Origin of the sequence: Actinomadura sp. NPDC048021 (assembly GCF_040653135.1) — a bacterium.
GTDB classification, from domain to species: Bacteria; Actinomycetota; Actinomycetes; order Streptosporangiales; family Streptosporangiaceae; genus Spirillospora; species Spirillospora verrucosospora.
The window spans coordinates 14933-41176 of sequence record NZ_JBEZJQ010000017.1 but is presented as its reverse complement, the minus strand read 5'-3'; the positions used below and the strand labels follow the sequence as shown (position 1 = coordinate 41176).

General features: G+C 71.7%; 29 protein-coding genes. 9 read left to right on the top strand and 20 right to left on the bottom strand.

Features of this window, described 5'->3' with window-relative positions; translation table 11 throughout:
- Nucleotides 1-59: 59 nt before the first annotated feature.
- From AB0C87_RS26490 to AB0C87_RS26480, 3 genes are all read left to right on the top strand, one after another.
- Entirely contained in the window at nucleotides 60-1091 is a 1032-nt protein-coding gene (locus AB0C87_RS26490) for a sensor histidine kinase (protein ID WP_345184197.1), read from the top strand.
- A gap of 79 nt (nucleotides 1092-1170) precedes the next feature.
- The gene (locus AB0C87_RS26485; RefSeq protein ID WP_345184195.1) at nucleotides 1171-2076 is read left to right on the top strand and encodes an MEDS domain-containing protein; all 906 of its coding nucleotides are present in this window, start codon (nucleotides 1171-1173) and stop codon (nucleotides 2074-2076) included.
- On the top strand, nucleotides 2076-2996 hold the full coding sequence (locus tag AB0C87_RS26480) for a sensor histidine kinase (protein ID WP_345184192.1): 921 nt from the start codon (nucleotides 2076-2078) through the stop codon (nucleotides 2994-2996). The genes AB0C87_RS26485 and AB0C87_RS26480 overlap by 1 nt, the downstream gene beginning before the upstream one ends.
- A gap of 19 nt (nucleotides 2997-3015) precedes the next feature.
- Here AB0C87_RS26480 and rdgB read toward each other — a convergent pair whose 3' ends face one another.
- From rdgB to clpS, 13 genes are all read right to left on the bottom strand, one after another.
- Nucleotides 3016-3630, bottom strand: a complete 615-nt coding sequence (gene rdgB / locus AB0C87_RS26475; RefSeq protein WP_345184190.1) for an RdgB/HAM1 family non-canonical purine NTP pyrophosphatase — start codon at nucleotides 3628-3630, stop codon at nucleotides 3016-3018.
- Nucleotides 3627-4346 carry a ribonuclease PH gene (gene rph / locus AB0C87_RS26470; protein WP_345184188.1) on the bottom strand — a complete coding sequence of 240 codons (720 nt, stop codon included), beginning with the start codon at nucleotides 4344-4346 and terminating at the stop codon, nucleotides 3627-3629. The genes rdgB and rph overlap by 4 nt, the downstream gene beginning before the upstream one ends.
- A 107-nt stretch (nucleotides 4347-4453) precedes the next feature.
- On the bottom strand, nucleotides 4454-5203 hold the full coding sequence (locus tag AB0C87_RS26465) for an MBL fold metallo-hydrolase (RefSeq protein WP_345184186.1): 750 nt from the start codon (nucleotides 5201-5203) through the stop codon (nucleotides 4454-4456).
- Between the two features lie 28 nt (nucleotides 5204-5231).
- The gene (murI, locus tag AB0C87_RS26460) at nucleotides 5232-6071 is read right to left on the bottom strand and encodes a glutamate racemase (RefSeq protein WP_345184184.1); all 840 of its coding nucleotides are present in this window, start codon (nucleotides 6069-6071) and stop codon (nucleotides 5232-5234) included.
- 146 nt (nucleotides 6072-6217) lie between these two features.
- The gene (locus AB0C87_RS26455; RefSeq protein WP_345184182.1) at nucleotides 6218-7015 is read right to left on the bottom strand and encodes a thioesterase family protein; all 798 of its coding nucleotides are present in this window, start codon (nucleotides 7013-7015) and stop codon (nucleotides 6218-6220) included.
- A 187-nt stretch (nucleotides 7016-7202) separates the two neighbouring features.
- The gene (locus tag AB0C87_RS26450; protein ID WP_360580047.1) at nucleotides 7203-8522 is read right to left on the bottom strand and encodes a cytochrome P450; all 1320 of its coding nucleotides are present in this window, start codon (nucleotides 8520-8522) and stop codon (nucleotides 7203-7205) included.
- Nucleotides 8519-9580 carry a hypothetical protein gene (locus AB0C87_RS26445; RefSeq protein WP_360580045.1) on the bottom strand — a complete coding sequence of 354 codons (1062 nt, stop codon included), beginning with the start codon at nucleotides 9578-9580 and terminating at the stop codon, nucleotides 8519-8521. Before AB0C87_RS26445 ends, AB0C87_RS26450 begins: the two co-directional genes overlap by 4 nt.
- Nucleotides 9581-10140: 560 nt before the next feature.
- Nucleotides 10141-11088: a cysteine synthase gene (locus AB0C87_RS26440; protein ID WP_360580043.1), complete on the bottom strand. Its 948-nt coding sequence runs from the start codon at nucleotides 11086-11088 to the stop codon at nucleotides 10141-10143.
- Nucleotides 11089-11109: 21 nt separating this feature from the next.
- Nucleotides 11110-11382, bottom strand: a complete 273-nt coding sequence (locus tag AB0C87_RS26435; protein WP_345184173.1) for a MoaD/ThiS family protein — start codon at nucleotides 11380-11382, stop codon at nucleotides 11110-11112.
- Between the two features lie 92 nt (nucleotides 11383-11474).
- Nucleotides 11475-11597 carry a hypothetical protein gene (locus AB0C87_RS26430; protein ID WP_281258271.1) on the bottom strand — a complete coding sequence of 41 codons (123 nt, stop codon included), beginning with the start codon at nucleotides 11595-11597 and terminating at the stop codon, nucleotides 11475-11477.
- A gap of 73 nt (nucleotides 11598-11670) precedes the next feature.
- Nucleotides 11671-12084 (bottom strand): M67 family metallopeptidase, encoded by a 414-nt coding sequence (locus AB0C87_RS26425; protein ID WP_345184170.1) that lies wholly within the window; start codon nucleotides 12082-12084, stop codon nucleotides 11671-11673.
- A gap of 21 nt (nucleotides 12085-12105) precedes the next feature.
- Entirely contained in the window at nucleotides 12106-12633 is a 528-nt protein-coding gene (locus tag AB0C87_RS26420; protein ID WP_345184168.1) for a DUF2017 domain-containing protein, read from the bottom strand.
- A 4-nt stretch (nucleotides 12634-12637) separates the two neighbouring features.
- Nucleotides 12638-12934, bottom strand: coding sequence for an ATP-dependent Clp protease adapter ClpS (gene clpS / locus AB0C87_RS26415; protein ID WP_345184262.1), 297 nt, complete (start codon nucleotides 12932-12934; stop codon nucleotides 12638-12640).
- A gap of 122 nt (nucleotides 12935-13056) precedes the next feature.
- Here clpS and AB0C87_RS26410 point away from each other — a divergent pair, with 122 nt between their 5' ends.
- From AB0C87_RS26410 to AB0C87_RS26395, 4 genes are all read left to right on the top strand, one after another.
- Nucleotides 13057-14409 (top strand): nicotinate phosphoribosyltransferase, encoded by a 1353-nt coding sequence (locus AB0C87_RS26410; RefSeq protein ID WP_345184260.1) that lies wholly within the window; start codon nucleotides 13057-13059, stop codon nucleotides 14407-14409.
- 79 nt (nucleotides 14410-14488) lie between these two features.
- The gene (locus AB0C87_RS26405; protein ID WP_345184166.1) at nucleotides 14489-15070 is read left to right on the top strand and encodes a nicotinamidase; all 582 of its coding nucleotides are present in this window, start codon (nucleotides 14489-14491) and stop codon (nucleotides 15068-15070) included.
- A gap of 2 nt (nucleotides 15071-15072) precedes the next feature.
- Complete coding sequence (locus AB0C87_RS26400) at nucleotides 15073-15618, top strand: gluconokinase (protein ID WP_360580041.1); 546 nt, start codon at nucleotides 15073-15075, stop codon at nucleotides 15616-15618.
- Nucleotides 15619-15849: 231 nt separating this feature from the next.
- Entirely contained in the window at nucleotides 15850-16113 is a 264-nt protein-coding gene (locus tag AB0C87_RS26395) for a hypothetical protein (protein ID WP_353834679.1), read from the top strand.
- A gap of 138 nt (nucleotides 16114-16251) precedes the next feature.
- On the opposite strand, the gene AB0C87_RS26390 is transcribed toward AB0C87_RS26395, so the two are convergent.
- Nucleotides 16252-16827 carry a CGNR zinc finger domain-containing protein gene (locus AB0C87_RS26390; RefSeq protein ID WP_360580039.1) on the bottom strand — a complete coding sequence of 192 codons (576 nt, stop codon included), beginning with the start codon at nucleotides 16825-16827 and terminating at the stop codon, nucleotides 16252-16254.
- Between the two features lie 81 nt (nucleotides 16828-16908).
- On the opposite strand from AB0C87_RS26390, the gene AB0C87_RS26385 reads away from it, so the two are divergent.
- Entirely contained in the window at nucleotides 16909-18081 is a 1173-nt protein-coding gene (locus AB0C87_RS26385) for an epoxide hydrolase family protein (protein WP_360580037.1), read from the top strand.
- 401 nt (nucleotides 18082-18482) lie between these two features.
- Here AB0C87_RS26385 and AB0C87_RS26380 read toward each other — a convergent pair whose 3' ends face one another.
- The 4 genes from AB0C87_RS26380 to AB0C87_RS26365 all read right to left on the bottom strand — a co-directional run bounded on the left by AB0C87_RS26380 (nucleotide 18483) and on the right by AB0C87_RS26365 (nucleotide 22361).
- Nucleotides 18483-20225: a DEAD/DEAH box helicase gene (locus tag AB0C87_RS26380; RefSeq protein ID WP_345184258.1), complete on the bottom strand. Its 1743-nt coding sequence runs from the start codon at nucleotides 20223-20225 to the stop codon at nucleotides 18483-18485.
- A 36-nt stretch (nucleotides 20226-20261) separates the two neighbouring features.
- Nucleotides 20262-21302 (bottom strand): zinc metalloprotease, encoded by a 1041-nt coding sequence (locus tag AB0C87_RS26375; RefSeq protein WP_345184158.1) that lies wholly within the window; start codon nucleotides 21300-21302, stop codon nucleotides 20262-20264.
- 209 nt (nucleotides 21303-21511) lie between these two features.
- Entirely contained in the window at nucleotides 21512-21775 is a 264-nt protein-coding gene (locus tag AB0C87_RS26370) for a DUF3039 domain-containing protein (protein ID WP_185027553.1), read from the bottom strand.
- A gap of 10 nt (nucleotides 21776-21785) precedes the next feature.
- Nucleotides 21786-22361, bottom strand: a complete 576-nt coding sequence (locus AB0C87_RS26365) for a YqgE/AlgH family protein (protein WP_345184155.1) — start codon at nucleotides 22359-22361, stop codon at nucleotides 21786-21788.
- 160 nt (nucleotides 22362-22521) lie between these two features.
- Here AB0C87_RS26365 and AB0C87_RS26360 point away from each other — a divergent pair, with 160 nt between their 5' ends.
- On the top strand, nucleotides 22522-23205 hold the full coding sequence (locus AB0C87_RS26360) for a hypothetical protein (RefSeq protein ID WP_345184153.1): 684 nt from the start codon (nucleotides 22522-22524) through the stop codon (nucleotides 23203-23205).
- Nucleotides 23206-23248: 43 nt separating this feature from the next.
- Here AB0C87_RS26360 and AB0C87_RS26355 read toward each other — a convergent pair whose 3' ends face one another.
- Together AB0C87_RS26355 and AB0C87_RS26350 are read right to left on the bottom strand one after the other, a co-directional pair.
- The gene (locus AB0C87_RS26355; protein WP_345184151.1) at nucleotides 23249-24652 is read right to left on the bottom strand and encodes an NAD-dependent malic enzyme; all 1404 of its coding nucleotides are present in this window, start codon (nucleotides 24650-24652) and stop codon (nucleotides 23249-23251) included.
- Between the two features lie 382 nt (nucleotides 24653-25034).
- Nucleotides 25035-25988, bottom strand: a complete 954-nt coding sequence (locus AB0C87_RS26350) for a tetratricopeptide repeat protein (RefSeq protein ID WP_345184149.1) — start codon at nucleotides 25986-25988, stop codon at nucleotides 25035-25037.
- Nucleotides 25989-26244 lie beyond the last annotated feature (256 nt).

Sequence of the window (26244 nt, the reverse complement as noted above, 5' to 3'; positions counted from 1 at the left end):
CGCGTCCTTTCGCCACGCGCAGCCGGTGACATCATGACCACACGTCTGGCGGTCCCCTCGTGAGCGCCGCCCCCGGGAGCCCCGGCTCCCCGGGCGCCGGATTCACGCACCGCCTGCTGCCCTTCTCCGGGGCGGAGGAGTTCCTCGGCGGCGCGGTGCCGTTCCTGCGCGCCGGCCTCGACGCGGGCGACCGCGTCCTCGCGGTCTGCGGGCCCGGCCGCGAGGCGCTGCTGCGCGACGCCCTCGGACCCGCCGCGGCGGGCGTCGAGTTCACCGAGGCCGCCGCCTGGTACGCGCACCCGTCCCGCACGCTGGCGGACTGCGTGGGCGACGCCTTCGAGACCGCGCGGCGCGGACGCCGGCTGCGCGTCCTCGGCGAGCCCGTCTGGGCGACGCGGCCGCCGCTGGAGGTCGTCGAGTGGCAGCGGACCGAGGCCGTGCTGAACGAGGCGTTCCGCGGCACCGGCGCCGCGATCATGTGCCCCTACGCGGCGTCGCTCCCCGCGTCCGTCGTCGCGGCCGGGCGCAGGACGCACCCCGAGACCGTGCGCGGCGCGCGGGCCCTCCCCAACCCCGGCTTCCTGAGCCCCGCGGCGTACTGCGCCCGGTGCGACGGCGAGGCGCTGCCCCCGCCGCCGGACGGCGCCGAGACCCTGGAGATCGAGCGCCCCGACCTGTACTGGCTCCGCGTGTGGGTCACCGACTTCGCGCGGCGCACACCGCTGCCGGACGGCGAGAGGCAGCGGCTCCTGGTCGCGGTCACCGAGGTGGTCACGAACGCGTTCCGGCACGGCGAGCCGCCCGTCGTCCTGCGCATGTGGACCGACGCCTCGCCCGGCGCCGCCGCCCTGGTCTGCGAGGTCACCGACGGGGGGCGGTGGGAGCCGGGCGGCGGGTTCGGCCTCGTCCCGCCGAAGCCGGACGGCGGTCCGCCCGGCGACGGGTTCGGGCTGTGGGCGGTGCGCCTGCTGTGCTCCTTCGTCCAGATCCGGACGGGCCGGAACGGGACCGCCGTGCGGCTGCTCATCGCCCTGCCGGGCGCGACCACGGCGAACCGGCGAGGCGGCCGCGGCGGCTCGGACGGAGCGTGAGGAACTCCATGCGTTGGGCTTCCAAAGGCACCGGACCGGCGTACGCTGAACAGATCCGCCTCACACCGATGGGCAGGCCATGGACACATCCTGGTTCGCCGAACGCCCCGTAAGCGAACTCCGTCCCGGAGATCACGGCTGGCTGGCCTACAGCAGTCAGGAGGAGCGCGACCGCGTCATCGGGCCCTTCGTCCGGGAGGGTCTGGAGACCACCGAGAAGGTCGTGTACGTCACCGACGTCCCGGTCGAGCGGCTGCCCGGCCTCGGCCCGGGGCGGCCGATCGACGTGGACGCCCTCGTCAGGTCGGGCCAGCTGCGGGTCATCCCGCCGCGGGAGGCGTGCCTCGACCGCCGCGGCTCGTTCGAACCGGCCCGGATGGCCGACACCGTCGCCCGCGAGCTCGGCGCCGCGTTCGGGCAGGGCTTCCGCGCCGTGCGCCTCACCACCGACCACAGCTGGCTGCTGAACGGGCCCGGCGGGCCCGACCTCGGCCCGATGCTCGGCTGCGAGCACCGCGTCGGCGACACCGTCTCGCCGAGCACCATGGCGATGGCCATCTGCCAGGTCGACCGGCGCTCGTGTCCGCCCGCCGCGCTCGCCGCCCTCCGCGACACACACGAGGTCCTCGTGGAAGTGAACCCCGAATTCGACGACGGGATACTGAAGATCGTGCGCACGTTCGAGCCCGACGGGCTCCGCGTCGAGGGCGAACTGGACGCCGCGCGGCACTCGGTGTTCGCCGAGCAGCTCCGCCGGCTGCGGCCCGGACGCAGCGTCCACCTCGACCTGTCCCGGCTCGGGTTCATCGACCTCGGCGGGCTGCACCTGCTGGCCAAGCACGCCACCCGGCTGCCCGCCGACGCCGCGCTGATCCTCGACCACCTGTCGCCCGACGTCGAGAGCGTCATCGACATGGTCGGCTGGCACCGGCTGCCCGGCCTCGCCCGCGGGCGGCGGCTCGCGGAGACGGAGGGCATCGCCTGATGGCACTGGAGCACAAGGCGTTCATGTACCGGGGCACCGAGGACTTCCTGTCCGTCACCGTGCCCTACCTCGAATCGGGCGTCCAGCGCGGCCAGGTCGTGATCGCCGTCGCCTGCGAGCCCAACCTGACCGCCCTGCGGGACGTCCTCGCCCCGCACGGCGACGCGGTCACCTACTTCGACTCCGCCGGCTTCTACAAGCACCCCGTCCACACGCTGCGCGACTACCAGACCATCGTGAAGCAGAGCGCCCCGCGCACCGTCTGCGCGCTCGCCGAGCCGCTCTGGCACGGGTGGGACGAGCGCCAGACGCTCGAATGGGTCCGGTACGAGTCCCTCATCAACGTGGTCTTCGGCGACTCGGGAGCGCGGGCCCTGTGCCCCTACGACGCCGAGGAGCTGCCGCCCCGCATCCTCGACGAGGCGCGCCGCACCCATCCCCTGCTGCTCGCCCCGGACCACGACGGCGAGAACGGCGACTACATCGACCCGGTGAGGTTCGGGTCCAGTTGCGACGGCCGGCTCCGCTCCGACCGCCCGGCCGGCGCCGAGTACTTCTCCATCGACGGCGACGACCTGCACGCGCTGCGCAGGTTCGTCGGCGAGCGCGCCCTCAGGCACGGCCTGGCCAAGCAGAAGGCGCAGAACCTCGTCACCGCCGCCAACGAGGTCGCCGCGAACGCGCTCCAGCACGGCACTCCGCCGATCGGGCTCTGGACGTGGCAGGACGGCGCCGACCTCGTCTGCGAGATCGGCGACCACGGCTTCTGGCGCCCCGGGCCCGACCCGCTGACCGGCTTCATCCCGCCCGACTCCGCCCTCCAGCGCGGCTTCGGCCTGTGGACCGTCCGCCTCCTGGTCGACCTGATGGAGCTGCGCGCCGGCTGGGACGGCACCTTCGTCCGCCTGCGCTGCGGCTGACCGCCCCCGCGGGCGGGGGTCAGGCCAGGCCGGCGGCCCGGAGGGCGTCGGGGACGATCTCGGCGAGCGCGCGGAAGGCGCGGCCGCGATGGCTGATCGCGTCCTTCTCGGCGGGCGCCAGCTCCGCGGTCGTGCGGGTCCCGCCCTCCGGAAGGAAGATCGGGTCGTAGCCGAAGCCGCCGGCGCCGCGCGGCTCCCGGATGACGGTGCCGTGCATCCGGCCCTCGACGCAGTGCTCGGCGCCGCCCGGGACGACCAGCGCGGCCGCGCACACGAACGAGCCGCCGCGCCGGTCGTCGGCCACGTCGGCGAGCTGGTCGAGGACGAGCCGCAGGTTGGCGGCGTCCTGGTCGCCGGCGCCGAACCGTCCCGACCAGCGGGCCGACAGCACGCCGGGCATGCCGTTCAGCGCGTCCACGCACAGGCCGGAGTCGTCGGCGACGGCGGGCAGCCCGGTGAACGCGGCGATCGCGCGGGCCTTCAGCAGCGCGTTGCCCTCGAAGGTCAGCTCGGTCTCGGGCACGTCGGGGGCGCCGGGGAAGGCGTCGAGGCCGACGACGTCGAGGTCGCCGAGGATCCGGTGCAGCTCGGCGACCTTGCCCTGGTTGCGGGTGGCGAGGACGATCCGGCTCATCGGCCGAGGGCCTCGTTCTGGATGCGGGTCAGCTCGGCGCAGCCGGCGGCGCCGAGGTCGAGCAGCTCGTCCAGCTCCGCCCGGTCGAACGGGGCGCCCTCGGCGGTGCCCTGCACCTCGACGAACCGGCCGTCGCCGGTGCAGACGACGTTCATGTCGGTCCCGGCGGCCGAGTCCTCTTCGTAGCAGAGATCGAGGCGGGGCTCGCCGTCCACGACGCCGACGCTGACCGCCGAGACCGAGGTGATGAGCGGGTCCCCCCGGAGCAGGCGGCGCTCGCGCATCCAGCTCACCGCGTCGGCCAGCGCGACGTAGGCGCCGGTGATCGCGGCGGTGCGGGTGCCGCCGTCGGCCTGCAGGACGTCGCAGTCGAGCTGGACGGTGTTCTCGCCGAGCGCCTTGAGGTCCAGGCACGCCCGGATCGACCGGCCGATCAGCCGGGAGATCTCGTGGGTGCGCCCGCCGATCCGGCCCTTGACGGACTCGCGGTCGTTGCGGGTGTTCGTCGCGCGCGGCAGCATCGCGTACTCGGCGGTGACCCAGCCGAGGCCGCTGTCGCGCCGCCAGCGGGGCACCGAGTCCTGCACGGACGCGGCGCACAGCACCCGGGTCGCGCCGAACTCGACGAGCACCGACCCTTCCGCGTGGTCGAGCCATCCGCGCTGGATGCGGACGGGACGGAGCCGGTCGGGTGCACGATCATCGGGGCGAGCCATGCGCCCACCCTAGCGGGCGGGCCCCCGCCGGACCCGGCCTACCGCCGGTGACGCCGCACTCACCGCGGCGGGCCCCGGAAGCGGACGGCCCCGGGAGCGGCGGCCCCTCAGAACTCGTAGACGGCGCCTACCTCGGCCAGCTCGACCGGGCCGCGGAACCCGCTGGCCTTCGCCTCGGAGAGCGTCTCGGACGGGTCGTTCCACGGCAGCAGGTGCGTCAGGACCAGCCGCCCGACCCCGGCCCGCTCGGCGTGCTCGCCGGCCTCCCGTCCCGTCAGGTGCATGTCCGGCGGCAGGTCCGGGCGGTCGGCGAACCCCGCCTCGCAGAGGAACAGGTCGGAGTCGCGGGCCAGCCGGACCAGGTCGTCGCTGTGGCCGGTGTCGCCGGAGTAGGTCATGACGCTGCCGCCGTGCTCGATCCGCAGGCCGTACGCCTCGACCGGGTGGTTCATCAGCGCGGTGGTGACCGTGAACGGGCCGATGGGCACCGGCCCCGGCTCCAGCGGACGGAAGTCGAAGGTGGCGGTCATCTCCGGGTTCGGTTCCAGCTCGTACGCCTTGATCATGTGGTCCGCGGTGTCGCGGGGGCCGTACACCGGGATGCGCGGCGCCGGGCCGTCCGGGCAGTACGTCCGCGCGATCCAGTAGACGGTGAGGTCGAGGCAGTGGTCGGGATGCAGGTGCGAGATGCAGATGGCGTCGATGTCCAGCAGGCCGTGGAAGCGCTGGAGGCTCCCGATCGCGCCGTTGCCGATGTCGACGAGCATGGAGAAGCCGTCCGCCTCGACCAGATAGCTGGACGCGGGGCTGTCCGGCCCTGGGAAACTGCCGGAACAGCCGATCACAGTGACCCGCACGCTCACTCCTCCTCCGCGGTCCGAGGAATCAGGTCGTCAAAGCCTTGCTCAACGTGCTCTCCACCGAACCGATCTCCGGCCCGAGGAAGCGTCGGCCGAGCTCGGCGAACACGGCGGGGTCGCCGGTGGCGCGGAACCGGTGCCGCGGCCGGGGCGTCGCCTCGGCGCGGGCCAGTCCCCGATCGTGCAGCACTCGGTACACGTCCTTGGCGGTCTCGTCGGCGCTTGAGACCAGTGTGACCCCGTCTCCGACCACATACGAGATGACGCCGGTCAGAAGCGGGTAGTGCGTGCAGCCGAGGATCAGGGTGTCGCAGCCCGCGTCCACGATCGGGCCCAGGTACTCGCGGGCGGCGTCGAGGAGGTCGTCGCCCATCGTCACGCCCGCCTCGACGAAGTCGACGAAGCGGGGGCAGGCGGCGCTGACCAGCTCGATGTGCGGCGCGGCGGCGAACGCGTCCTCGTAGGCGCGGCTGTTCACGGTGGCCTCGGTGGCGATGAGGCCGACCCGCCCGTTGGAGGTGGCGCGCGCCGCGCGCCTGGTCGCGGGGTTGATGACCTCCACGACCGGGACGTCGTAGCGTTCGCGGGCGTCGCGCAGCATCGCCGAGCTGGCGCTGTTGCAGGCGATCACCAGCATCTTCACGCCCTCGTCGACCAGCTCGTCCAGCATCTCCAGCGCGAACGCGCGGACCTGGGCGATCGGGCGCGGGCCGTACGGCTGGCGGCCCGAGTCGCCGAGGTAGACGATCGGCTCGTTCGGCAGCTGGTCGAGGATGGCGCGAGCCACCGTGAGGCCCCCGAAACCGCTGTCGAAGATCCCGATGGGCGCGTCGGGGAGGCCGTCCCCCCGGGATGGATCTGACATGGTGCACAAGGCTAGGCGACATGGCCCCGCCCGGGTGTGTCATGCGTTGGACATCACACCGTCACACGCTGGAAAACCGTCCAGCTCACGCCGCCGGAGCATGATCCGGTGGTTCGGCGGTCCGAAACGCCGGTGCGCCGCGCCGGCTAGGAGCGGGCGAGGGGGACGCGGGCGATCTGCCGGCTCTGTGCCACGAGGCGTCCGGCGGCGTCCCACACCTCGACCTCCTCGTCGAACCAGCCACCGGCGAGGAGCCGTCCGGTGCCGTGCACGGCGAGCCACCCGGGCGCCGGGACGGCCCGCATGTGCCAGGTCAGCTCGACGGTCGGGGCCCAGCCCTGCGCGCCGAGGTTGAGCGCCACGGGCGGCAGCGCGTCCACGGCGAGGGCCAGGGAGTAGCCGTCGGGCTCCTGGCCGCAGCCGTGCCGGAACCAGGCGCGGATGTCCGGGCGCCCGCTCGGCCGACCGTCCAGCCAGCCCATCGTCTCGGGGTCGAAGCGCATGTCGACCTGGTCGGCGAACCCGCCGCCGGTGGCGGCGGGCGGCCGGAACCCCGTGCACTCCTCCAGCGGCGGCAGCGCGGCGGGCGGCCCCGCGGCGAAGTCGGGCTCGGCGGACGGGTCGAGCGTGCCGGTGGTGATCAGGGCGTCCACGACGGGACGGCCGTCCTGGACGAGGGTGACGAACGACGAGGCGGCCGTGCGCCCCACCTTGCGGGAGTCGACGACCAGCTCGGCGGGGCCGGCCTTGGCGACGCGGTGGAAGTTCGCCGCGGTCGAGACCGGGTGCTCGTGCGGGGAGGCGTCCACGGCGGCGCGGGCGAGCACGGCCATCAGGTAGCCGCCGTTCAGCGCCTGGGCGATGCCGTAGCCGCCGTCCAGGACGGCCTCGTACCGGCCCTCACCGACGGGCTTCACCGCGGTGGAGTCCCCGAACCCGCTCATCCGCACTCTCCCGGGACGATTCTAGAATCACGTTCGAGTACGCACTCTACCCCGGCCGCCTGGGGCGTGCGTGAACCTGGCCGTCCTCGCCGGGCAGAGTCCGAACCTCGTGCAGCGCAGTAAAAGGTATCGCGGCCCGGCGCCGGCGATTACCGGCCGCGAACTGGCGCGCCTTATCAGTCGGCGTTCAGTTTCCGCAGGGCCCTGTTTCGTTCTGTCGCCCCTGCGCATGTCGACGCTCCACCCTCATGTGAAGCCTGGTGGGCACAAGGGTCGCCGAAGGACGCACCGCCGTCTCGCCCGCCGGGAGAAGGCGATAGCGTTCAGCGATCGTCTGGACGACCGCGACCATTTCGGTAGTGGCGAATCTGGCGCCGATACAGTTGTGCGGTCCTGCGCCGAACGTGAGAAACGCGTGCGGAGAGGGCGCCGGAGACGCCCCGGGCTCCCACCGTTCAGGACGGAAAGCATCAGCTGATTCATAGATCTCCGGAGAACGATGAAGCAGGTACGGGCTGAAGAACACGAGGGATCCGACGGGAAGTTCACAAGGCCCCAGGTTGAGAGCCTTCACGACGCGACGCGGAATGAGCCACGCCGGTGGGTAGATTCTCAGCGCCTCCTTGATCACCCACCCGAGGTACTCGCCGTCTCCTTCGGTGGCCGCGAGGTGGACCCTGGCTTCGACCTGCGGGTGCCCGGCGAGCAGGTGCCAGACCCAGCACAGAGCGTTGCCGGTGGTCTCGGTGCCGGCGAGCAGTAGATTGATCGCATCGTCACAGACCCGCGCCTGTGCCTCCGCATCGTCGCCGTAGGCGCGAATGAGAAGGTGGATCAGGTCGTCGCCAGATCGATCCTGGCGCGAGCGCTTCGCCACCAGTTCGGCGATGCCCGTGCGCAGCCGACGGGTCGCACGACCGAACTCCTGGTTCGCGGGAAGCGGTATTCGCTCCAGTACGGGAAACGGGTTCAAGGCTCGCCACGTCAGGCCGTTGAGAATCCGTGGCAGATCCTGCTGAACCGTCAGGGTGGTCCGTTCTCCTGGAACTGTCGAACAGAGGGTTCGTGCGGCGACGTTCAGGGAGATGCTGCGCATGGCATCATCGACGGCGACGATCTCGCCGTCTTTCCAGCCATCGATGGCTTCCAACGTCGCCGCTCGCATCAAAGTGGTGTACGAGTCCACCCGGTCGTGATGGAAGACGGGCTGAAGCAGACGGCGACGATCTCTGTGCGCCGGGCCTCTGGCGAGGGAGACGGCATCGCCCAGCAACGGTCGGAGCCTGTCATATTGGGCGCCCTTGTCGAAATGCGCGACATCACGGATCAGTATGCGGCGGATCAGTTCCACATCGTTGACCACGAACACCGAGGACCCGGGCAGGTTGATCCGGCTGACCGGAGCGCCGGCCGACTCACGGGAAAGATATGCCAGAGGATCTCGAACGAAGGAGGCGAGGTTGGCGAGCTGGCGCAGCTTTCCCGGCAGTGCGGCCACGGCGTTCATGATTGCTCCGCAGCGACCTGGGCGCCTGCGTCCTGCCGTTTCAGGCCAAGGCTCGCGAGCGCATTCGGTTGAATGCTGTCCGCGCCAAAGCGTGCCTGTGCATAGCGTTCGTTGTCGGTGGACCAGGCGAAGCTTCCGCTGATCCAGTCATGCATTCCCTGGATGAATTTGCGAAGATCAAGGGCCTTCTCATCGGAGATGCCGCGGTGAGTTCGCCACTGGTCGAGGCTGGAACGGTATCTTTCGAAGTCGGCCACCCGCGCGGCAACCATGTCGATAACCTCGTTCCGGCAGGCGTCCATTGTGCCGCCGCGCTCGGCATGGAGGACGACGATGAGGTTCGGCGTGCGTTCCTGCACGTCCACCTCGAAGGAGAAGACGTCGTTTCCCCAAAGAGCGATGTCACCCAGTGCATCCATCAGTCGGACCACGTAGGGGTCTTCGTGAAGCGTGACCGGCAGTTCGAAGTCTCGGCTCACCTCCACCAGCGCCATCGCCTCCTTGATTCCGCCGTACGCCCTACGGCGTTCGATGAAGGTCGCGACGTCGGGCGGCCTCTCGGCCTGACGCATGGCCGCCTCCCAACGGCAGCCGTCCAGGTAGTCGGCCACCGTGGACACGTACCGCCGCCGCCAGTCGATGGACCGCGCAGCGGCCATCTGGTGCCAGACTTCAAGGAATGCGGCGCCGAACGGCTGCAAATGAGCAACCGCCTGCGTCGCGGCGGCCGAATCCGTCGACAGTGTCGAGAGCAGCGCCGCACTGGCGTTTTCGAAGGCGGCCGGGTTCTCCAGGGGCAGTTGTTCCAGCTGATCGTCGAAGATCGCCCAGGTGAGGAGCCATTCGGCCAGCAGTGTGAGCGTGGTGCGACTCGAGTGCGGATAGACGCGGGCGGCGAGATCGCCGAAGTTCGACCGATCGTAATGGCGCATCGCCGCCGGCGTGCTCAGAAGGCCGTGACGGCGCGCGAAGCCGCGCACCTCCCGCTCGGCATCGGGTCCGTAGGGGCTGGGCTGTGAAGGGAATCGCTGGGCGATTGCTGCGAGGGCGGAATGCATGATGGCCCCTCGAAAGAATGTGACACAAAAACGATCGTGATGTTTCCGATTCCGAACGTCGAAACCCAGGAGTCGAGGCGCATTCGACTGACCGCACGGTGCAACGCACCTGCGATCCAGGCGATGATCTCGTTACAGGAAGCCTGCGGTTACCCAATTAAGCTGTTGACCAGGAAGGCCAGTGCGTCGCGGTGGGTCACGCCGCCACCTCCTCCGCTTGGGCGGTCCGCTGGTCATTCATCTACCGACCGCTGGACGGCAGGGGCCCGCGTTCTCGAAGTTCAGGCCTCGGTGTCCGGCTCTGGGGGGATGAATGCCGATGTGAGGGCGCGACCGTCCGGAATCACGAAGCTTGCAGGGACTTCATGATCTTTGGGGGAGGTCATGCCCCTTCTGTCCATCATCGTTGATTGAGCCGTTGCCGACAACCCCTGGCAGGGCTCGCTCCGGTGGATCCAGGGGGCAGGCGGGGCGGGTGTGGTCGCACATCGTGCCTGGAGAGGGCTCGTCCGGTTCGGCGACCTCGCGTTACCCGGCCCGCAAGTGGCGGCCGCGGCCCGTCAGGCCCAGAGCTGGCCTTCGAGCCGGGCCTCGGCCTCCTCCAGGGTGCCGCCGTACGCGCCGGTCGACAGGTACTTCCAGCCGCCGTCGGCGACGACGAACACGATGTCGGCGCGCTCCCCGGCCTTCACCGCCTTGTTCGCCATCCCGATCGCCGCGTGCAGCGCCCCGCCGGTCGAGATCCCCGCGAAGATGCCCTCCTGCTCCAGCAGCTCGCGGGTACGGCGCAGCGCGTCCAGCGACCCGACCGAGAACCGGGTCGTCAGCACGGAGTCGTCGTACAGCTCGGGGATGAAGCCCTCGTCGATGTTGCGCAGCCCGTACACCAGCTCCCCGTACCGCGGCTCCGCTGCGACGATCTTGATGTCCGGCACCCGCTCGCGCAGGAACCGGCCGACGCCCATCAGCGTCCCCGTCGTGCCCAGCCCGGCGACGAAGTGCGTCACCGACGGCAGGTCGGCGAGGATCTCCGGGCCGGTCGTCTCGTAGTGCGCGAGCGCGTTGGCCTCGTTGCCGTACTGGTACAGCATCACCCAGTCGGGGTTCTCCCTCGCCAGGACCTTGGCCACCCGCACGGCCTCGTTCGAGCCGCCCGCCGCCGGGGAGGAGATGATCCGCGCGCCCCACATCTCCAGGAGCTGGCGGCGCTCGGCCGAGGTGTTCTCCGGCATCACGCACACCATCGAGTAGCCGCGCAGCTTGGCGACCATGGCCAGCGAGATGCCCGTGTTGCCGGACGTCGGCTCCAGGATCGTGCAGCCGGGCGTCAGCAGCCCCTCCTTCTCCGCCTTCTCGATCATGTGGAAGGCGGGCCGGTCCTTCACCGATCCGGTGGGGTTGCGGTCCTCCAGCTTGGCCCAGAGCCGCACGTCCTCGCTCGGCGACAGCCGCGGCAGCCCGACCAGCGGGGTGCCGCCGAGCGAGTCCAGCAGTGAGTCGAATCGCATGTGGCGCTCGTCCCGACCGGCTCAGCCGCCGGCGACGGCCGGCAGGATCGTGACGCTGTCGCCGTCGGCGACCTCCGTCTCCAGCCCGCCGAGGAAGCGCACGTCCTCGTCGTTCAGGTAGACGTTGACGAACTTGCGCAGGCCCTTGTCGTCCACGAGCCGGTCGCGCAGGCCGGCGTGCCGGGTGTCCAGGTCGGCGAACAGCTCGTCGAGCGTGCCGCCCTTGCCCTCGACGGCCTTGGCGCCGTCGGTGAGGTTGCGCAGGATCGTCGGGATCCGGACCTCGATCGCCATCGCGATGATCTCCTTAAACGTCGTACGGGACTGCCCGCCCCTGGTGGTGGAACCGGGCGGGCGACGGGATGATTCCAGGCGTGATCAGCGCGTCAGCGACAGTCGTAGACGACCTCGGCGCGCGAGTGCCCGAACAGGAAGCTCTGCACGGGCGGCACCGCTGGGGCCCCGGCGCGGCGCCCGGCGCCGCCCGTCCCATGCCCGCTCGTCCACATGTCGACCAGTTTACCGGCCGCGAGGCCGCCGATCCCGCCCGCCTCCGCCCCTCCGGCGCCGCGTGTCCCGCCGTCAGGATCCCTCGACGACGGCGACCTCCTCCTCGGTGACCTCGCCGTCCACGATGCGGAACGAGCGGAACTCCGTCTCGCCCTCCTCGCGGGTCGAGACGAGGACGTAGTGCGCGTTCGGCTCGGACGCGTAGGAGATGTCGGTGCGGGAGGGGTAGGCCTCGGTCGCGGTGTGGGAGTGGTAGATCACGACGGGCTCCTCGTCCCGGTCGTCCATCTCCCGCCACACCTTCAGCTGCTCCTGGGAGTCGAACCGGTAGAACGTCGGGGAGCGCTCGGCGTTGACCATCGCGACGAACCGGACGGGCCGGTCGGAGCCGACCGGGCCCGCGATGATGCCGCACGCCTCGTCGGGGTGGTCCGCGCGCGCGTGCGCGATGATCTGGTCGACCAGGGCCCGTTCAATCGTCAGCATGGCCGCAAGCTTAGGCGGCGCCTACTCCAGGGCGCGGACGAGACCGTCCTGCAGCATCGTCAGCCAGTCGTAGGCGGCGAACATGGGGGCGCGCGGGTCGCGCGGGTCTATGCCGCCCGCCTCCTCGTACCAGTCGTCGGTGATGTCGAGCCGGGTGCCGAGCGCCAGCCGCACGTCGTTCAGCGCCCGCAGCCACTCCTGCATCCGCTTCTCGTCGAGGACCGTGTCGGTACCGCCCTCGCCCAGCGCCCCGAGGACCGCCCGGGCCGCCTCGCGCTTGCCGTCGCGCAGGCCCATCTCGGTGTAGCGGCGGAACTCCCCGGCGGCCTCGCCGTCGTCGCGGTAGGCGTCCGGGAACAGCCGCGCGAGGACCGGGTCGTCCGACTTCGTGGCGTTCTCGGCGATGCCGAGGGACGCCAGCTCGCCTCCCTCGCCGGACTCCTCCCCGAGGAGGGCGAGCATCTGCTCCATGAGGGCGCGCAGCAGCGCCGTCTCCTCCGGCTCCAGCCGCACCCGGAAGCCGTCGCGTCTCTTCTTCACATGGCTCATCGGCTCAGTCGTCCCGTTTCACGGTCGCCCACAGGCCGTAGGAGTGCAGGATCTCCACGTCCCGCTCCATCTCCTCGCGGGTGCCGTTGGCCACCACGGCGCGGCCCTTGTGGTGCACGTCGAGCATCAGCTTCTCGGCCTTGGACTTGGGGTAGCCGAAGACGGCCTGGAACACGTACGTGACGTACGACATCAGATTGATCGGGTCGTTCCAGACGATCGCCAGCCAGGGCCGGTCGGCGCTCACGTCCTCCGCCGCGTCCGGCCGCTCCAGCTCCACCGGTGCGGGCGCCGTGCTCATGGCGCTCATTGGCCGGGCCTCCTCCTCTCTCTCGCGCGGGGTCCCGCCCTGGAGGACGCGGCCGCCCGCCGCATCCGATGCTATGCGCCTCGCCCCCGCCGCGTGTGACGGCCCGCGTCACCATGGTGCCCGCACTCGGCCCTAAAGTTCCACTTGTGGACCTTGGTGACGGCACGGCCCTGCTGACCGACCAGTACGAGCTGACCATGCTGCAGGCCGCCCTGCGCAGCGGGACGGACGGCCGCCGCGCGGTCTTCGAGGTGTTCGCGCGGAGCCTTCCCGCCGGCCGCCGGTACGGGGTCGTCGCGGGCACCGGGCGGCTCCTGGACGCCATCGAGGCGTTCCGGTTCGGCGACTCCGAACTGGAGTTCCTCAGCGAGAACCGCATCGTGGACGAGCCCACGCTGCGCTGGCTGGAGAAGTACCGCTTCACCGGGAACGTCTGGGGCTACGCCGAGGGCGAGTGCTACTTCCCCGACTCGCCGATCCTGATGGTCGAGGGGACGTTCGGGGAGGCCGTCCTGCTGGAGACCCTCGCCCTGTCGATCCTCAACCACGACTGCGCGATCGCGTCCGCCGCGTCCCGGATGGTGCAGGCCGCGCAGGACCGCCCGATCATCGAGATGGGGTCGCGGCGGACCCACGAGCGCGCCGCCGTGGCCGCCGCCCGCGCCGCCTACATCGCCGGGTTCACCACCACCTCCAACCTGGAGGCGGGACGGCTCTACGGCGTCCCGACCGCCGGGACGAGCGCGCACTCCTTCACCCTCCTGCACGACAGCGAGCGGCACGCGTTCGAGGCGCAGCTCGCGGCCCTGGGCGACGGCACGACGCTGCTCGTCGACACCTACGACGTCGAGCGGGCCGTCCGGACGGCGGTGGAGCTCGCGGGGCCGGACCTCGGCGCCGTCCGGATCGACAGCGGCGACCTCGGCGTGGTGGCGCGGCGCGTCCGCGAGCAGCTCGACTCCCTCGGCGCGCACGGCACGCGCATCGTGGTGACCGGCGACCTCGACGAGTACGGCATCGCGGCGCTCGGCGCGGCGCCCGTGGACGGGTACGGCGTGGGGACGTCCCTGGTGACCGGTTCCGGCGCCCCCACGGCGTCGCTCGTCTACAAGCTCGTCGCGCGGGCGGACGGCCCGCGGGAGGACGCGCCCATGCGCCCGGTCGCCAAGCGCTCGACGGGCAAGCCGAGCCGTGGCGGGCGCAAGACCGCCGTCCGCCGCGTCGACGGGCACGGCGTCGCCTACGCCGAGACCGTGTTCACCACCGAGCCGACGCCCGGCCCCCACGACCGCGTCCTCCAGGTGCCGCTGGTGCGGGACGGCGAGGTCGTCGGCCGCGAGGCGCTCCGCGACGCCAGGGAGCGCCACGCCCGCTCGGTCGCCGAACTGCCCCCCACGGCGCGCCGGCTCTCCCGGGGAGAGCCCGCCGTCCCGACCGAGTTCGTCAACGGCGGGCCACGCCGTTGAGCCGTCCGGCGTGGGGGAACGAGCCTGGGGTACGGTCGGTGCAGAGCCGGTGGGGCAACCGGTAGAGGGAGCAGCGGTCATGGGCAAGAAGGCTCTGATCATCGTGGACGTGCAGAACGACTTCTGCGAGGGCGGGTCGCTCGCGGTCGGCGGGGGCGCCGCCGTGGCGACCGCGATCTCCGAGTACGTGGCCGCGCACCGGTCCGAGTACGCGCACATCGTGGCGACCCGCGACTTCCACCTCGACCCGGGCGGCCACTTCTCCGCCGAACCGGACTTCGCCGACACCTGGCCGCCGCACTGCGTGATCGGCACCCCCGGCGCCGACTTCCACCCCAACCTCGCCCTCGCCCCCATCGAGGCCGTGTTCAGCAAGGGCCGCGAGACCGCCGCCTACAGCGGGTTCGAGGGGTTCTCCGACGACGAGACCCCGCTCGCCGACTGGCTCGCCGCCCGCGGCGTCGACGCCGTCGACGTCGTCGGCATCGCCACCGACCACTGCGTCCGGGCGACCGCCGTGGACGCCGTCCGCGCGGGCCTGCGCACCACCGTCCTGCTGGACCTGACGGCCGGTGTGAGCAAGACCACCGTCGACAAGGCGCTGGACGAGCTCGGCCAGGAGGGCATCGTCCTGTCCGGCGCCCCGGTGGTCACCGCCTGACCATGCCCCCGCCTCCTCCCCCGAACGCGGCCGGGCCCACGGTCATCCTGGTCGCCGGCGTGTCCGGCAGCGGCAAGACCACCATCGGCACGCTCCTCGCCGAACGCCTCGGCTGGGAGTACGCCGAGGCCGACGCGTTCCACTCCGAGGCCAACGTCGCCAAGATGCGCGCGGGCCGTCCCCTCACCGACGAGGACCGCCTCCCCTGGCTGCGCGCCATCGCCGCGTGGATCGCCGACCGCGTCGCCACCGGCCGCCCCGGCGTCGTCACCTGCTCCGCTCTGAAACGCAGGTACCGCGACATGCTGCTCGACGGCCACGCGGGCGTCCGCCTGGTCCTCCTGGACGGCGACCGCGACACGATCGCCGCCCGCATGCGCTCCCGCAAGGGCCACTTCTTCAAGGCCGAGCTCCTCGACTCGCAGTTCGCCGACCTCGAACCCCCGGGCCCCGACGAGAACATCGTCACCGCCCCCATCACGGGCACCCCGGAGGAAACGGTCACCCACATCCTCAAGTCCCTCGCCCTGGGCCCGGCCCCCCGCTGACCTCTCGCGGCCCCCGCCGGAACTCATGAGGAGACGGCAATGCCGGAAGGGCCGCCGCTCGTCGAAGACGGCGTCGCGGTCGACGACAGGGTGCCGGGTGACCTCCGGCCGCCGCTCCATTTCATGATCAACGGACCGGCCGCACCGGATTGCGCGAGGCGCCCCGTCACGGACGGTGCGCGGTAGGCACCTCACCTCACGAGAGGTGCGACTCACAACCGGAGGGTTCTCATGATCACCGGAGACTTCGCCAACTTCGAACTCCGTGTCAGGAACGCCGCGGGCCTCGCCGTCTGGCCCTTGATCGGCGGCGTCTTCGGCGCCCTGGTCGGGATCATCCTCGGCTTCGTCATCGGGGGGTCCGTCCCCCTGAGCCTCGGCGTGGCCATCGGCGCCGGCTGCGTGGCACTCGGCGCCATCGCGGGCGGCGCGTTCACCATCTGGATCGAGGTCCGCCTCATTCGTTCCCGTTCCAGGAGCAACCGGGTCGCCTGACAGGGCGGCCTCGTGTGAGGAGGCTCGCGCCTCTTCGCATCATCAACGAGGGCCCGGCTCAGCCGGGCCCTCGTTGCTGCTTCCCTGACGGCCCCGAAGAAGCCGTCCACCCGCATCCTCACGTCCCTGAACCTGGCGTCACTCCGCTGATCCGGGGTATTCGCGCTGCCTGGCCTTGAAGCGCGCCTTCTTCTGGCGGTTGCCGCACGTGTTCATCTCGCACCACCTGCGGGTGCGGCTCTGGCTGGTGTCGAAGAAGGCGGCCCGGCAGGTCGGTGATGCGCACAGGGCCAGCTTCCCGTCTCGTTCACCTGCGAGGATGCTGACCGCATCGGCGGCGATCACGCTCAGGGCGTCCTCCACGCGGGAGGCCGAGCCGAGCCGCCATCGCCGCGTGCCCTCTGACGTCAGGATCGCGGCAGCCCGCCCCTCCACGCTGCGGTCATTGATGACCTGGACGGCGGACGCGGGGAGAGCGTCCTGGATCGCGGCCGCCGTCGCGGCGAGGTGAATCGACTCCCTCAACTCCCGGGCGAGGTCGAGCTGGGCGGGGGTACAGGAGTCCACGGCGAGGCCGTTCACCGCCAGCCAGTCGACGAGTCGCTGCGGCACGGGGATGCGCTCCACAGGGTCACCACAACGCTCCGTCAGGGTCGCCGTGAAGCTCGTCGCCAGCACGTTGCCGAGGCGGAAGTCGGGGAACCCAGCGCGCATGGAACCACCTTAGCCGGTTGCACGCGGGAGGAGGCGCTGCTAGAACCGTCTTAGCCGGTTCCGCTATGGCCAGGAGGTCTCATGCCGCACCCGACCAGCGACGTTCGAGCTTTCGAAGCCCGCGCGACCGACGCCGACCTCGACGATCTGCGCGCGCGGCTGGCCGCGGCGCGGCTGCCGGAGGCCGAGACGGTCCGTCGCACCGCGCCCGGCCCTCGCCGGTGGGACCAGGGCGTGCCCCTCGCCGACCTCGTCGATGTCGTGGACTACTGGCGCACCGGGTACAGGTGGCGGTCGTTCGAAGAGCGCCTTGACCGCATCGGCCAGTTCCGCACCACCATCGATGATCTGGGCGTCCACTTCCTGCACCGCCGATCCGCGCGCGCGGACGCCACCCCTTTGATCCTCACGCACGGCTGGCCGGGCAGCATCGCCGAGTTCGTCGACGTCGTGGACGAGCTGGCGGATCCGAAAGACGCGGACGCACCGGCCTTCCACGTCGTGGCGCCGTCGCTACCGGGCTTCGGGTACAGCGACAGGCCGGCCGTCACCGGGTGGGGAACGGAAAAGATCGCGGCCGCATGGGTCGAACTGATGGGACGGCTCGGCTACGGCAGGTTCCTGGCCCACGGCGGCGACTGGGGAGGCAATATCACCACGGTCCTCGGCGGCAGGTTCCCGGAGCACGTCCTCGGCATCCACACCCTGTTCGCGGAGGCGCCGCCCGGACTGACAACGGACGGGCTGACGACGGCCGAGCGCCAGTGGACCGAGGACACCCGCGATTTCTGGCTCCACCGCGCGGCGTACGCGAAGCAGCAGGCGACCCGCCCCCAGACCATCGGCTACTCGCTCGTCGACTCACCGGTCGGGCTCCTAGCCTGGATCCTCGACAAGTTCGCCGAATGGTCGGACACCGAGGACAGCCCCTTCGAGACGATCTCCCGCGACAGGATCCTCGACGACGTCACCCTCTACTGGCTGACGCGGACCGGCGCGTCGGCGGCCCGCATCTACTACGAGAGCCACAACTCACTCGATCCCGAACTCCGGGTCGACGTGCCGTCGGCCATCACGATGTACCCGCGCGATGTCGAGAAGTGTCCGCGCCCCTGGGCAAAGGAGCGGTACCGCCAGATCGTCCGCTGGAACTCGCCCGAGAAGGGCGGACACTTCCCGTCGCTGGAGGTTCCCGAGTACTTCATCAAGGACCTGCGGGAAGGTCTCGCCGCGGTGCTGGCCGCCACCCGGTGAGGAGTCAGTGACGCGCCCCTCCCTGGTGGTTCAGCCGTCCAGAGCTAGGCGTTCTTGATGCGCGGTCGCCTGGTGATTGCGTGGTGGCGTGTCCGGTTCGGGTATGCCGCGGCCGAGCGGCATCTCGACGTCCTCGCCGCCACGACGCGGGCTCGCGGCTGGTGCCACCTCAAGGTCTACGTCGAGTCGCCGCCGGTGCTGTGGGTCTTCCCGAAGGCGCCAGAAGCCTCGCGGTCGGTGTCACGGCCGAACGCATCGGCGGGCGGTGGGCCTACCGGGTCGCAGGGGCGATGCGGCATCCCCTGCGACGGCCCTCAGCGCGTGGCGGGCGCCCTCCGGGATCGCCTGGGCACGCGGGGGGCCGCAGGCTCTGCGGCGGGCTCAGGCGCGGCGGTGAGGCGTCAGTGGCGGCGCTTGGCGGCCCAGTCGCGGATCTTGGCGATGCGCTCGCGGATCTCCTCGGCGCTCGCCTGGGGGACGGGCGGGCCGCCGCAGGAGCGGCGCAGCTCGTTGTGGATGACTCCCTGCGGCTGGCCCGTCCGGTGGTTCCAGGCGTTGACCAGGCCGTTCAGCTCGCGGCGCAGGGTCGCGATGTCCTCGGCGGCGGTGCGGTCGGCGCGGGGGTCGCCGGTCTTGCGCCGGCGCTCGTTGGCGATCTGCTCGGCCTGCCGCTTGCGCAGCAGCGCCGACACCTGGTCGGGCTCCAGCAGGCCGGGGATGCCGAGGAACTCCTCCTCCTCGGCCGACCCCGGCTCGGCGTTCATGCCGAACTCGCCGCCGTCGTAGAGCACGCGGTCGAACGTCGCGGACGCCTCCACCGTCTCGAACGGCAGCTCCTCGCCGACGTCGGGCGTGTCCTTCTCGCGGTTGGCCTCGGCGAGCAGATCGTCGTCGAGGCCGTCCTCGCGGACGGGGCGGTCGAGGACGTGGTCGCGCTCCTCCTCCATCTCGGAGGCGTGGCCCATCAGCGTCGGCACCGACGGCAGGAACACCGACGCGGTCTCGCCGCGCTTGCGGGCGCGGACGAAGCGGCCGATGGCCTGCGCGAAGAACAGCGGCGTGCTGGTGGAGGTGGCGTAGACGCCGACGCACAGGCGCGGGATGTCGACGCCCTCGGACACCATGCGGACCGCGACCATCCAGCGGTCGTCGGTCTCGCCGAACGCCTTGATCTTCTTGGACGCGGTCGGGTCGTCCGACAGCACGATCGTGGCGCCCTGGCCGGTCACCGCGCGCAGCATCTTGGCGTAGGCGCGGGCGGCCTCGTGGTCGGTGGCGATGACCAGGCCGCCCGCGTCGGGGATGACGCGGCGCAGCTCGGTGAGGCGGCGGTCGGCCGCCGCCAGCACCTGCGTGATCCAGTTGCCCTTGGGGTCGAGCGCGGCCCGCCACGCCTGGGACGTCTGGTCCTGGGTGAGCGGCTCGCCGAGGGTCGCGGTGATCTCGTCGCCCGCGCGGGTGCGCCAGCGCATCTCCCCCGCGTACGCCAGGAAGATCACCGGTCGGACGACGCCGTCGGCGAGGGCGGGCCCGTAGCCGTAGGTGTAGTCGGCCTGGCTGCGGCGGACGCCGTCAGGCCCCTCCTCGTACTGGACGAACGGGATCGGGTTGATGTCGGTGCGGAACGGCGTGCCGGACAGGGCGAGCCGCCGCGTCGCCGGCTCGAACGCCTCCCGGACGGCGTCGCCCCACGACAGGCCGTCGCCCGCGTGGTGCACCTCGTCGAAGATGACCAGCGACTTGCGCGCCTCGGTGCGGTTGCGGTGCAGCGCCGGGCGCGCGGCGACGGTCGCGTACGTGACGGCGACGCCGTGGAAGTCCTTGCCGACGGGGCCCTGCCCGTTCTGGTACTCGGGGTCGATCCTGATGCCGACGCGGGCCGCCGACTCGGCCCACTGCCGCTTGAGGTGCTCGGTCGGGCACACGATCGTGAGCGACGAGACGACGCGGCGCTCCATCAGCTCGCGGGCGAGCCGGAGCGCGAACGTCGTCTTGCCGGCGCCCGGCGTCGCGACGGTGAGGAAGTCGCGGGGGCCGGGCGCCGTTCCGTCCGCGCCGAAGTACGCCTCCAGCGCCTGCTGCTGCCAGGCGCGCAGGGAGGACGCGGTCCCCCAGGCGGCCCGCTCGGGGAAGGCGGGGGGCATGCTCGATGCGGCGAAGGTGCTCACGGTCATTGAAGGCTACCGAGCCGCACCGACAGATCGTGCCGCTCCCGGCGCCGCTGTGCCGAGATCCACACGGTGGCCGCCGGTCTTGCGGGACCGGTACGCCGCCCACGCCGCCCGGATGCGACGGCCCTGACCTGCGGTGAAGCCCCGCATGCAGGCGTCGTGGGCGTAGTCCATGAAATTGTGGATCGGATCGCGGCCCCGCTGCGGGCACGAGTCGCGGCCCTGCGGGCAGCCCTGTGCCGGCTCCGCCTCGTACGGGGTGTCGGTGACCCCGTCGCCCGGCGACACGCACCCGCCCTCGAACGTGTGCATCAGGCCCAGCCAGTGCCCGATCTCGTGGACGGCCGTGTACCCGTGGTTGAACGGCGCGTACGACCCGTACGGCAGGCTGCGGAAGTCGACGATGACGCCGTCGAGGCGCGGGTCGCGCCGGTACCACTGCGGGAAGGTGGAGAAGCCCAGTACGTCCGAGCCGACGGCCGCCGTGTAGAGGTTCAGCGTCCCGCGCCCGCCCTTGCGGAGGCGCCGCTTCATCGGCCCCTCGTAGTGCTGCGGGTTGCGGAACCAGGCCGAGTTGTCGGTGCGGTCCAGGGAGTCGAGCCGGAACCGCACGTGGGTGTCGGCCCCGCCGAGACGGCCGCCGTAGGCCGCGTTGAGCGTGGCGATCTGCCGCTGGACCGCCGCCGTGGACAGCCGTCCCGAACTCCCGCTGTGGACGACGTGGAACCGCACCGGGACGACCAGGGCCCCCGTGGCGCGCCGGGCCGGGTCGGGGCGCGTCCCGCCGAGGAGGGCCGGGTCGAGGAGGGCCTCGTCGGACGTCCCGAACCGGTCGAGGAGCGTGCGGCGGAGGTCGGCGAGCATGGCGGTGGCCTGGTCGTGGCCGAGATCGGCCCGGTCGCGGGCCTGGGCCGACCGCGCCCTTCCGCCCGAGGCGCCCCTCCCGCCCACGGCGGCCGTCCCGCCCGGCGTGCCCGCGTGGCGGTGGACGCAGTCGTCGCCGCGGGCGGCCGGAGCGACCCGCGCCCGTTCCCACTCCCCCTCACTCACCGAACCCGGAACAGCACACACCGTGACCGCCAGTGCGCACAGTGAAACCCCGGCCAAGCGCCGCATTCAATCCCCCGATTGTTCAGGGACGTCCGTTTCGGGCCGTCCCGCGATAAGAAAGGCCGAGGTCCTGCGGCACATGACCGCAGGACCTCACACGCGCGCGCGCCTATCCGGCGGCGCGCCCTCGACCGCCGTTCAGCGGCCGGTCACTCCTCGCCCTTGCCCCCGCCCGGTTGCATGGACTCGTAGATCTCCTTGCACTCCGGGCAGACGGGGTACTTCTTCGGATCCCGGTTCGGCACCCAGACCTTGCCGCACAGCGCGATCACCGGCGTGCCGGTCACCGCGCTCTCGGTGATCTTGGCCTTCTTCACGTAGTGGGCGAACCGCTCGTGGTCGCCGTCACCGTGGGAGAGGTCCGGCTTGACATCGCTCTGGGTGTCGCTGTCGGGAAGGATCTGCGTACTCACACCAGTCACCTTAGTTCAGCGTCGGGTCCTCGGGGAAAGTGGAGACGAAGGCCAGGTCGCCGCCCTGCCTGCGCAGCACGTGCTGCCACAGCCGCTCCGGGTCGCCGGCGAACACGTCCCCGGCCTCCGCGGGCACCAGGTACCACGAGCCGTCCTCGACCTCGGAGCGCAGCTGGCCGGGCGACCAGCCCGCGTATCCGGCGAACACGCGCAGCTGCAGGAGCTCCGCCGCGAGCAGGCCGGGCGGGGCCTCCAGGTCGACCAGCCCGACCCGGGCGACCTCGGCGCCGCCGTCCAGGGCGCGCCATCCGAGCGGCTCGTCCTCGCCGGGGAGCCGGGCCAGGGCGAGCGCGTTCTCCAGCGCGACCGGCCCGCCCTGGAACACCACGGCGGGCCCGGTGACGAGTTCCGCCCACGGCGGCAGCACGCGGTCGACCGGAACCTCGGTCGGCCGGTTGAGGACGACACCGAGGGTTCCCCCGTCGCCGTCGTGCTCGACCAGCAGGACGACGCTGCGCCGAAAGTTCGGATCCTCCAGCTGCGGGGTGGCCACCAGCAGGAGCCCGACCCTGATCCCGTCTTCCATGGGTCCCATGATGCGTTGCCCGGACCTCCGGCGGCACGCCTCCTCGCTCGTTAGCCTGTTACGCATTCCTATCGATGGGGATATCGGCACCACAAGGTCCTGGGTTAAGAATGATCTAGGACAATCGGCCACCCGCTTGGTGCGCGCCGGGAGGACAGCGATGCAGTTGCCCAGGGTCGTCATCGCCGCCGTGTTCATCGTCATCGGGGCGCTGATCGCGATCCCGGCCCTGTTCAGGTCGGACGGCTCCGCGTCGCCGACCTCGGCGACGGAGTCCACGAGCCCGAGCCCGTCCGGCGGCTCGCCGTCGGCCTCGGGCAAGCCCACCCGGACTCCGACGCACAGCCCGTCCCGCACGCCGTCCCGCACCCCCTCGCACACGCCGACCGCCGCTCCCGCGCGGCCGGTGACGGCCACGATCGGCTCGGTCTCCTGCCCGGACCGCACCGTGAACGTCAGCGTCCGCAACACCGGAACGCAGACCGAGGACTTCTCCGTCGAGAAGAACGACGACACCGCCGCCGTCCCCGGCAAGATCGGTCCGGGCACCACCCGGACGGTCGCGGTGAAGCTGCGCGAGGACCGCGGCACCCGCATCACCGTCCGGTGGGCGAACCGGCAGATCGAGAGCACCGCGGTCAAGGCGAACTGCAAGAAGGCGGGCGGCGCCGCGCCGCGCGAGACGCCGCCCGGCAAGCTCCCCCACACCGGCCCCGACACCGTGCTGTGGGCGCGGGCCGTGACCGGCGTCGCCGTCATCCTGACCGGCGCGATCATCTTCTGGTGGGGCGGCACGTGGCCCCGCCGCCGCGAGCAGGTCTTCGCGGGCAGGAAGTCGGACTGAGCGCGGCGGCGGGCCCGCCTTCCGGGCCCGCCTCCGTCGGCGCCTACGCCTCGGTGCGGGGACGGCCGCCCGCGGCCTCGCGGACCGCGCCAGCCACGCGGGTGCTGACGTCCGGGTGGAAGACGCTCGGCACGATGTAGTTCGGGCCGAGCTCGTCGGGCGTGACGACCTCGGCGAGGGCCTTGGCCGCGGCCGCGAGCATGTCGAGGGTGACGCCGCTGGCCTGGGCGTCCAGCAGGCCGCGGAACACACCGGGGAACGCCAGCACGTTGTTGATCTGGTTCGGGTAGTCGCTGCGCCCGGTGGCGACCACGGCGGCGTGCTCGCGCGCCTCGTCCGGCGATACCTCCGGCTCGGGGTTGGCGAGCGCGAACACGATCGCGTCGTCGCTCATCGTCGCGATGTCGTCGCCGTTCAGGATGCCGGGGGCGGACACGCCGATGAACACGTCGGCGTCCTTCACCGCGCCGCGCAGGTCGCCGGAGTAGCCGCCCTCGTTGGTGTGCTCGGCGATCCAGCGCAGCGAGTCGTCCAGGTCGTCGCGGCCCTTGTGCACGGCGCCGGCGTAGTCGCAGACGACGAGGTTGCGGGCGCCGGCGTGCATCAGCAGCTTCAGGATGGCGGTGCCGGCCGCGCCCGCGCCCGCCATCGCGATGCGCACGGCGCCGATGTCCTTGCCGACGACGCGCAGCGCGTTGGTCAGCGCGGCGAGCACGCAGATCGCGGTGCCGTGCTGGTCGTCGTGGAAGACGGGGATGTCGAGCAGCTCGCGCAGCCGGGCCTCGACCTCGAAGCAGCGCGGCGCGGAGATGTCCTCCAGGTTGATGCCGCCGAACGCGGGCGCGAGGATCTGCACCGTCCGGACGATCTCGTCGGTGTCCTGCGTGTCGAGGCAGATCGGCCACGCGTCGATCCCGGCAAACCGCTTGAACAGCGCCGCCTTGCCCTCCATGACCGGCAGCGCGGCCTCCGGGCCGATGTTGCCGAGGCCGAGCACCGCCGAGCCGTCGGTCACCACGGCGACGCTGTTGCGTTTGATCGTCAGCCGGCGGACGTCCTCGGGGTTGCGGGCGATGGCCAGGGAGACGCGGGCGACGCCCGGCGTGTAGGCCATCGACAGCTCGTCGCGGTTGCGCAGCGGCACCTTGGACTGCATCTCGATCTTGCCGCCGAGGTGCATCAGGAACGTCCGGTCGCTGACCTTGTGGATCTTGACGGACTCGATCCGCTCCAGCGCGCCCGCGATCGCCTCGGCGTGCTGGGTGTCGCGGGTGGCGATCGTGACGTCGATGCGGAGGGTCTCGTGGCCGGCGGTGTTGACGTCGAGGGCCGTGACGATGCCGCCCGCGTTCTCGACCACGTGGGTGATCTGGCTGACGGCCCTGCCGCCGGCGGGGACCTCCAGCCGGACGGTGATGGAGTACGACACGCTTGGCACGCTCGCCACGACAGCTGCTCCCTATTTATACGGGTTTGTCCACATCCGAGCGCGCCGCTTCCAGGGGACGGTGCGTCCGGGGCCGCCGCCCGGTCCCGTCCCGCGGCCCGCAGAGCCCGGACCGCGGCGACGATCGCTCGACGGTCGCGGGACGGGCGCCCCCGTGGTGTCGATCGCAGGACGGTGTCGATCACGAGGTGGCGGAGCCGCGGACCGGCCGGATCGGCCGTGGAAGTGCTTCACCGGGAAGTGCTTCACGCGGCCGCACGGGCGCGGTCATCAGTCAACGAGCATACGCTCACCACCGCGGTCAGGTGTCCCGCTCGCCCCAGCTCACCGCCCTTCGCCCGTCACCCGGCCGTGACCCGGGCCGGAGCAGCGGTGGCGCCTGTCAGAACAGGGCGGACTGGAGACCGCGGCGGGCCTTGCCGACGCGGGGGTCGTCCGGCGGCAGGAGCTCGAACAGCGACAGCAGGTGCTTGCGCGCCGCGTCGCGGTCGTCGCCCGCGCCGCGCCGCACCGCGCCCACCAGCCGGTCGAAGGCGTCGTCGATGCGCCCGGACACCATCTCCACGTCGGCCGCGCTGATCTGCGCCTGGACGTCGCCGGGCTTCTCGTCCGCCTCCTGCAACGCGCGCTCGGGGTCGAGCGACCGCACGCGCAGGCTCAGCTCGACCAGCGCGAGGCCCTGCTTGGCCTGGTCGTCCCTGGGGTCGGCGGCCAGGACGCGCTCGAACGCGGCCTTGGCGCCGTCCAGGTCTCCGCGCTGCAGGGCCTCCTCGGCCTCCGAGAACACGGGCTCGGCGGGGGCCTCCGCGCCGGGCGCCGGCTGCTCGCCCTCGGGGGCGTCCGGCAGGATGCCCTCCTTGCGCAGCGCGTCGAAGAGCTGGTCGATGGCCTGGCGGACCTGCGGTTCGGGGGCGGCGCCGTTCAGGAACGGCAGCAGCTGCCCGGCGACGACCGCCGCCACGAACGGGATGCCGCGGACGCCCATCTGCTGCATGTAGGCGCCGAGCTGCGGGTTCGCGTCGATGTCGACCTTGGCCAGGATCCACTTGCCGGCCGCCTCGGTGGCGAGCTTCTCCAGGATCGGGCCGAGCTGCTTGCACGGACCGCACCACTCGGCCCAGAAGTCCACCAGGACGGGGACGGACTGCGACCGCTCCACGACCTCGGTGTTGAACGTCTGGTCGGTGACGTCCACGACGTAGGGACCCCCGGGGGCGTCCGCGGCCGGCGCCGCGCCGCCGCCGCCCTGGGTCCGGCGTTCCTGCTGCTTCCTTGCCGCGGCCTGGCGCGCTCCCAGGTCGATGGCCCCGTGCAACGAAAAGTCCCGAGAAGGCATGGGTCCATCCTGCCCCATGACCGCCCCCTGCCGTACGTCCGTACGCTCCCAGCGGAGCGCGGCGCGGCGCGGGGCGGTCGGCGCGTTTGCACGGCCGGTCCCCAGAGCCGTCCCTATGGACGGCATATCAAGAGAATTGTCCGCCTTTTCTATTCTCTTTCGGCCGCGCCCCGGGCAAAGAGTTCCGTCGTCCTGCCGTAAAGGCGATTAGATTGCTGACAGCCATCACCAAGCCCGGTTATAGTCACGATGTCGA

Coding starts and splice junctions, on each gene's coding strand:
- AB0C87_RS26485 (WP_345184195.1), top strand. CDS start 1,171: ATGGACACATCCTGGTTCGCCGAACGCCCCGTAAGCGAACTCCGTCCC.
- AB0C87_RS26480 (WP_345184192.1), top strand. CDS start 2,076: ATGGCACTGGAGCACAAGGCGTTCATGTACCGGGGCACCGAGGACTTC.
- rdgB (WP_345184190.1), bottom strand. CDS start 3,630: ATGAGCCGGATCGTCCTCGCCACCCGCAACCAGGGCAAGGTCGCCGAG.
- rph (WP_345184188.1), bottom strand. CDS start 4,346: ATGGCTCGCCCCGATGATCGTGCACCCGACCGGCTCCGTCCCGTCCGC.
- murI (WP_345184184.1), bottom strand. CDS start 6,071: ATGTCAGATCCATCCCGGGGGGACGGCCTCCCCGACGCGCCCATCGGG.
- AB0C87_RS26455 (WP_345184182.1), bottom strand. CDS start 7,015: ATGAGCGGGTTCGGGGACTCCACCGCGGTGAAGCCCGTCGGTGAGGGC.
- AB0C87_RS26450 (WP_360580047.1), bottom strand. CDS start 8,522: ATGAACGCCGTGGCCGCACTGCCGGGAAAGCTGCGCCAGCTCGCCAAC.
- AB0C87_RS26445 (WP_360580045.1), bottom strand. CDS start 9,580: ATGCATTCCGCCCTCGCAGCAATCGCCCAGCGATTCCCTTCACAGCCC.
- AB0C87_RS26440 (WP_360580043.1), bottom strand. CDS start 11,088: ATGCGATTCGACTCACTGCTGGACTCGCTCGGCGGCACCCCGCTGGTC.
- AB0C87_RS26435 (WP_345184173.1), bottom strand. CDS start 11,382: ATGGCGATCGAGGTCCGGATCCCGACGATCCTGCGCAACCTCACCGAC.
- AB0C87_RS26430 (WP_281258271.1), bottom strand. CDS start 11,597: ATGTGGACGAGCGGGCATGGGACGGGCGGCGCCGGGCGCCGCGCCGGG.
- AB0C87_RS26425 (WP_345184170.1), bottom strand. CDS start 12,084: ATGCTGACGATTGAACGGGCCCTGGTCGACCAGATCATCGCGCACGCG.
- AB0C87_RS26420 (WP_345184168.1), bottom strand. CDS start 12,633: ATGAGCCATGTGAAGAAGAGACGCGACGGCTTCCGGGTGCGGCTGGAG.
- clpS (WP_345184262.1), bottom strand. CDS start 12,934: ATGAGCACGGCGCCCGCACCGGTGGAGCTGGAGCGGCCGGACGCGGCG.
- AB0C87_RS26410 (WP_345184260.1), top strand. CDS start 13,057: ATGGTGCCCGCACTCGGCCCTAAAGTTCCACTTGTGGACCTTGGTGAC.
- AB0C87_RS26405 (WP_345184166.1), top strand. CDS start 14,489: ATGGGCAAGAAGGCTCTGATCATCGTGGACGTGCAGAACGACTTCTGC.
- AB0C87_RS26400 (WP_360580041.1), top strand. CDS start 15,073: ATGCCCCCGCCTCCTCCCCCGAACGCGGCCGGGCCCACGGTCATCCTG.
- AB0C87_RS26395 (WP_353834679.1), top strand. CDS start 15,850: ATGATCACCGGAGACTTCGCCAACTTCGAACTCCGTGTCAGGAACGCC.
- AB0C87_RS26390 (WP_360580039.1), bottom strand. CDS start 16,827: ATGCGCGCTGGGTTCCCCGACTTCCGCCTCGGCAACGTGCTGGCGACG.
- AB0C87_RS26385 (WP_360580037.1), top strand. CDS start 16,909: ATGCCGCACCCGACCAGCGACGTTCGAGCTTTCGAAGCCCGCGCGACC.
- AB0C87_RS26380 (WP_345184258.1), bottom strand. CDS start 20,225: ATGCCCCCCGCCTTCCCCGAGCGGGCCGCCTGGGGGACCGCGTCCTCC.
- AB0C87_RS26365 (WP_345184155.1), bottom strand. CDS start 22,361: ATGGAAGACGGGATCAGGGTCGGGCTCCTGCTGGTGGCCACCCCGCAG.
- AB0C87_RS26360 (WP_345184153.1), top strand. CDS start 22,522: ATGCAGTTGCCCAGGGTCGTCATCGCCGCCGTGTTCATCGTCATCGGG.
- AB0C87_RS26350 (WP_345184149.1), bottom strand. CDS start 25,988: ATGCCTTCTCGGGACTTTTCGTTGCACGGGGCCATCGACCTGGGAGCG.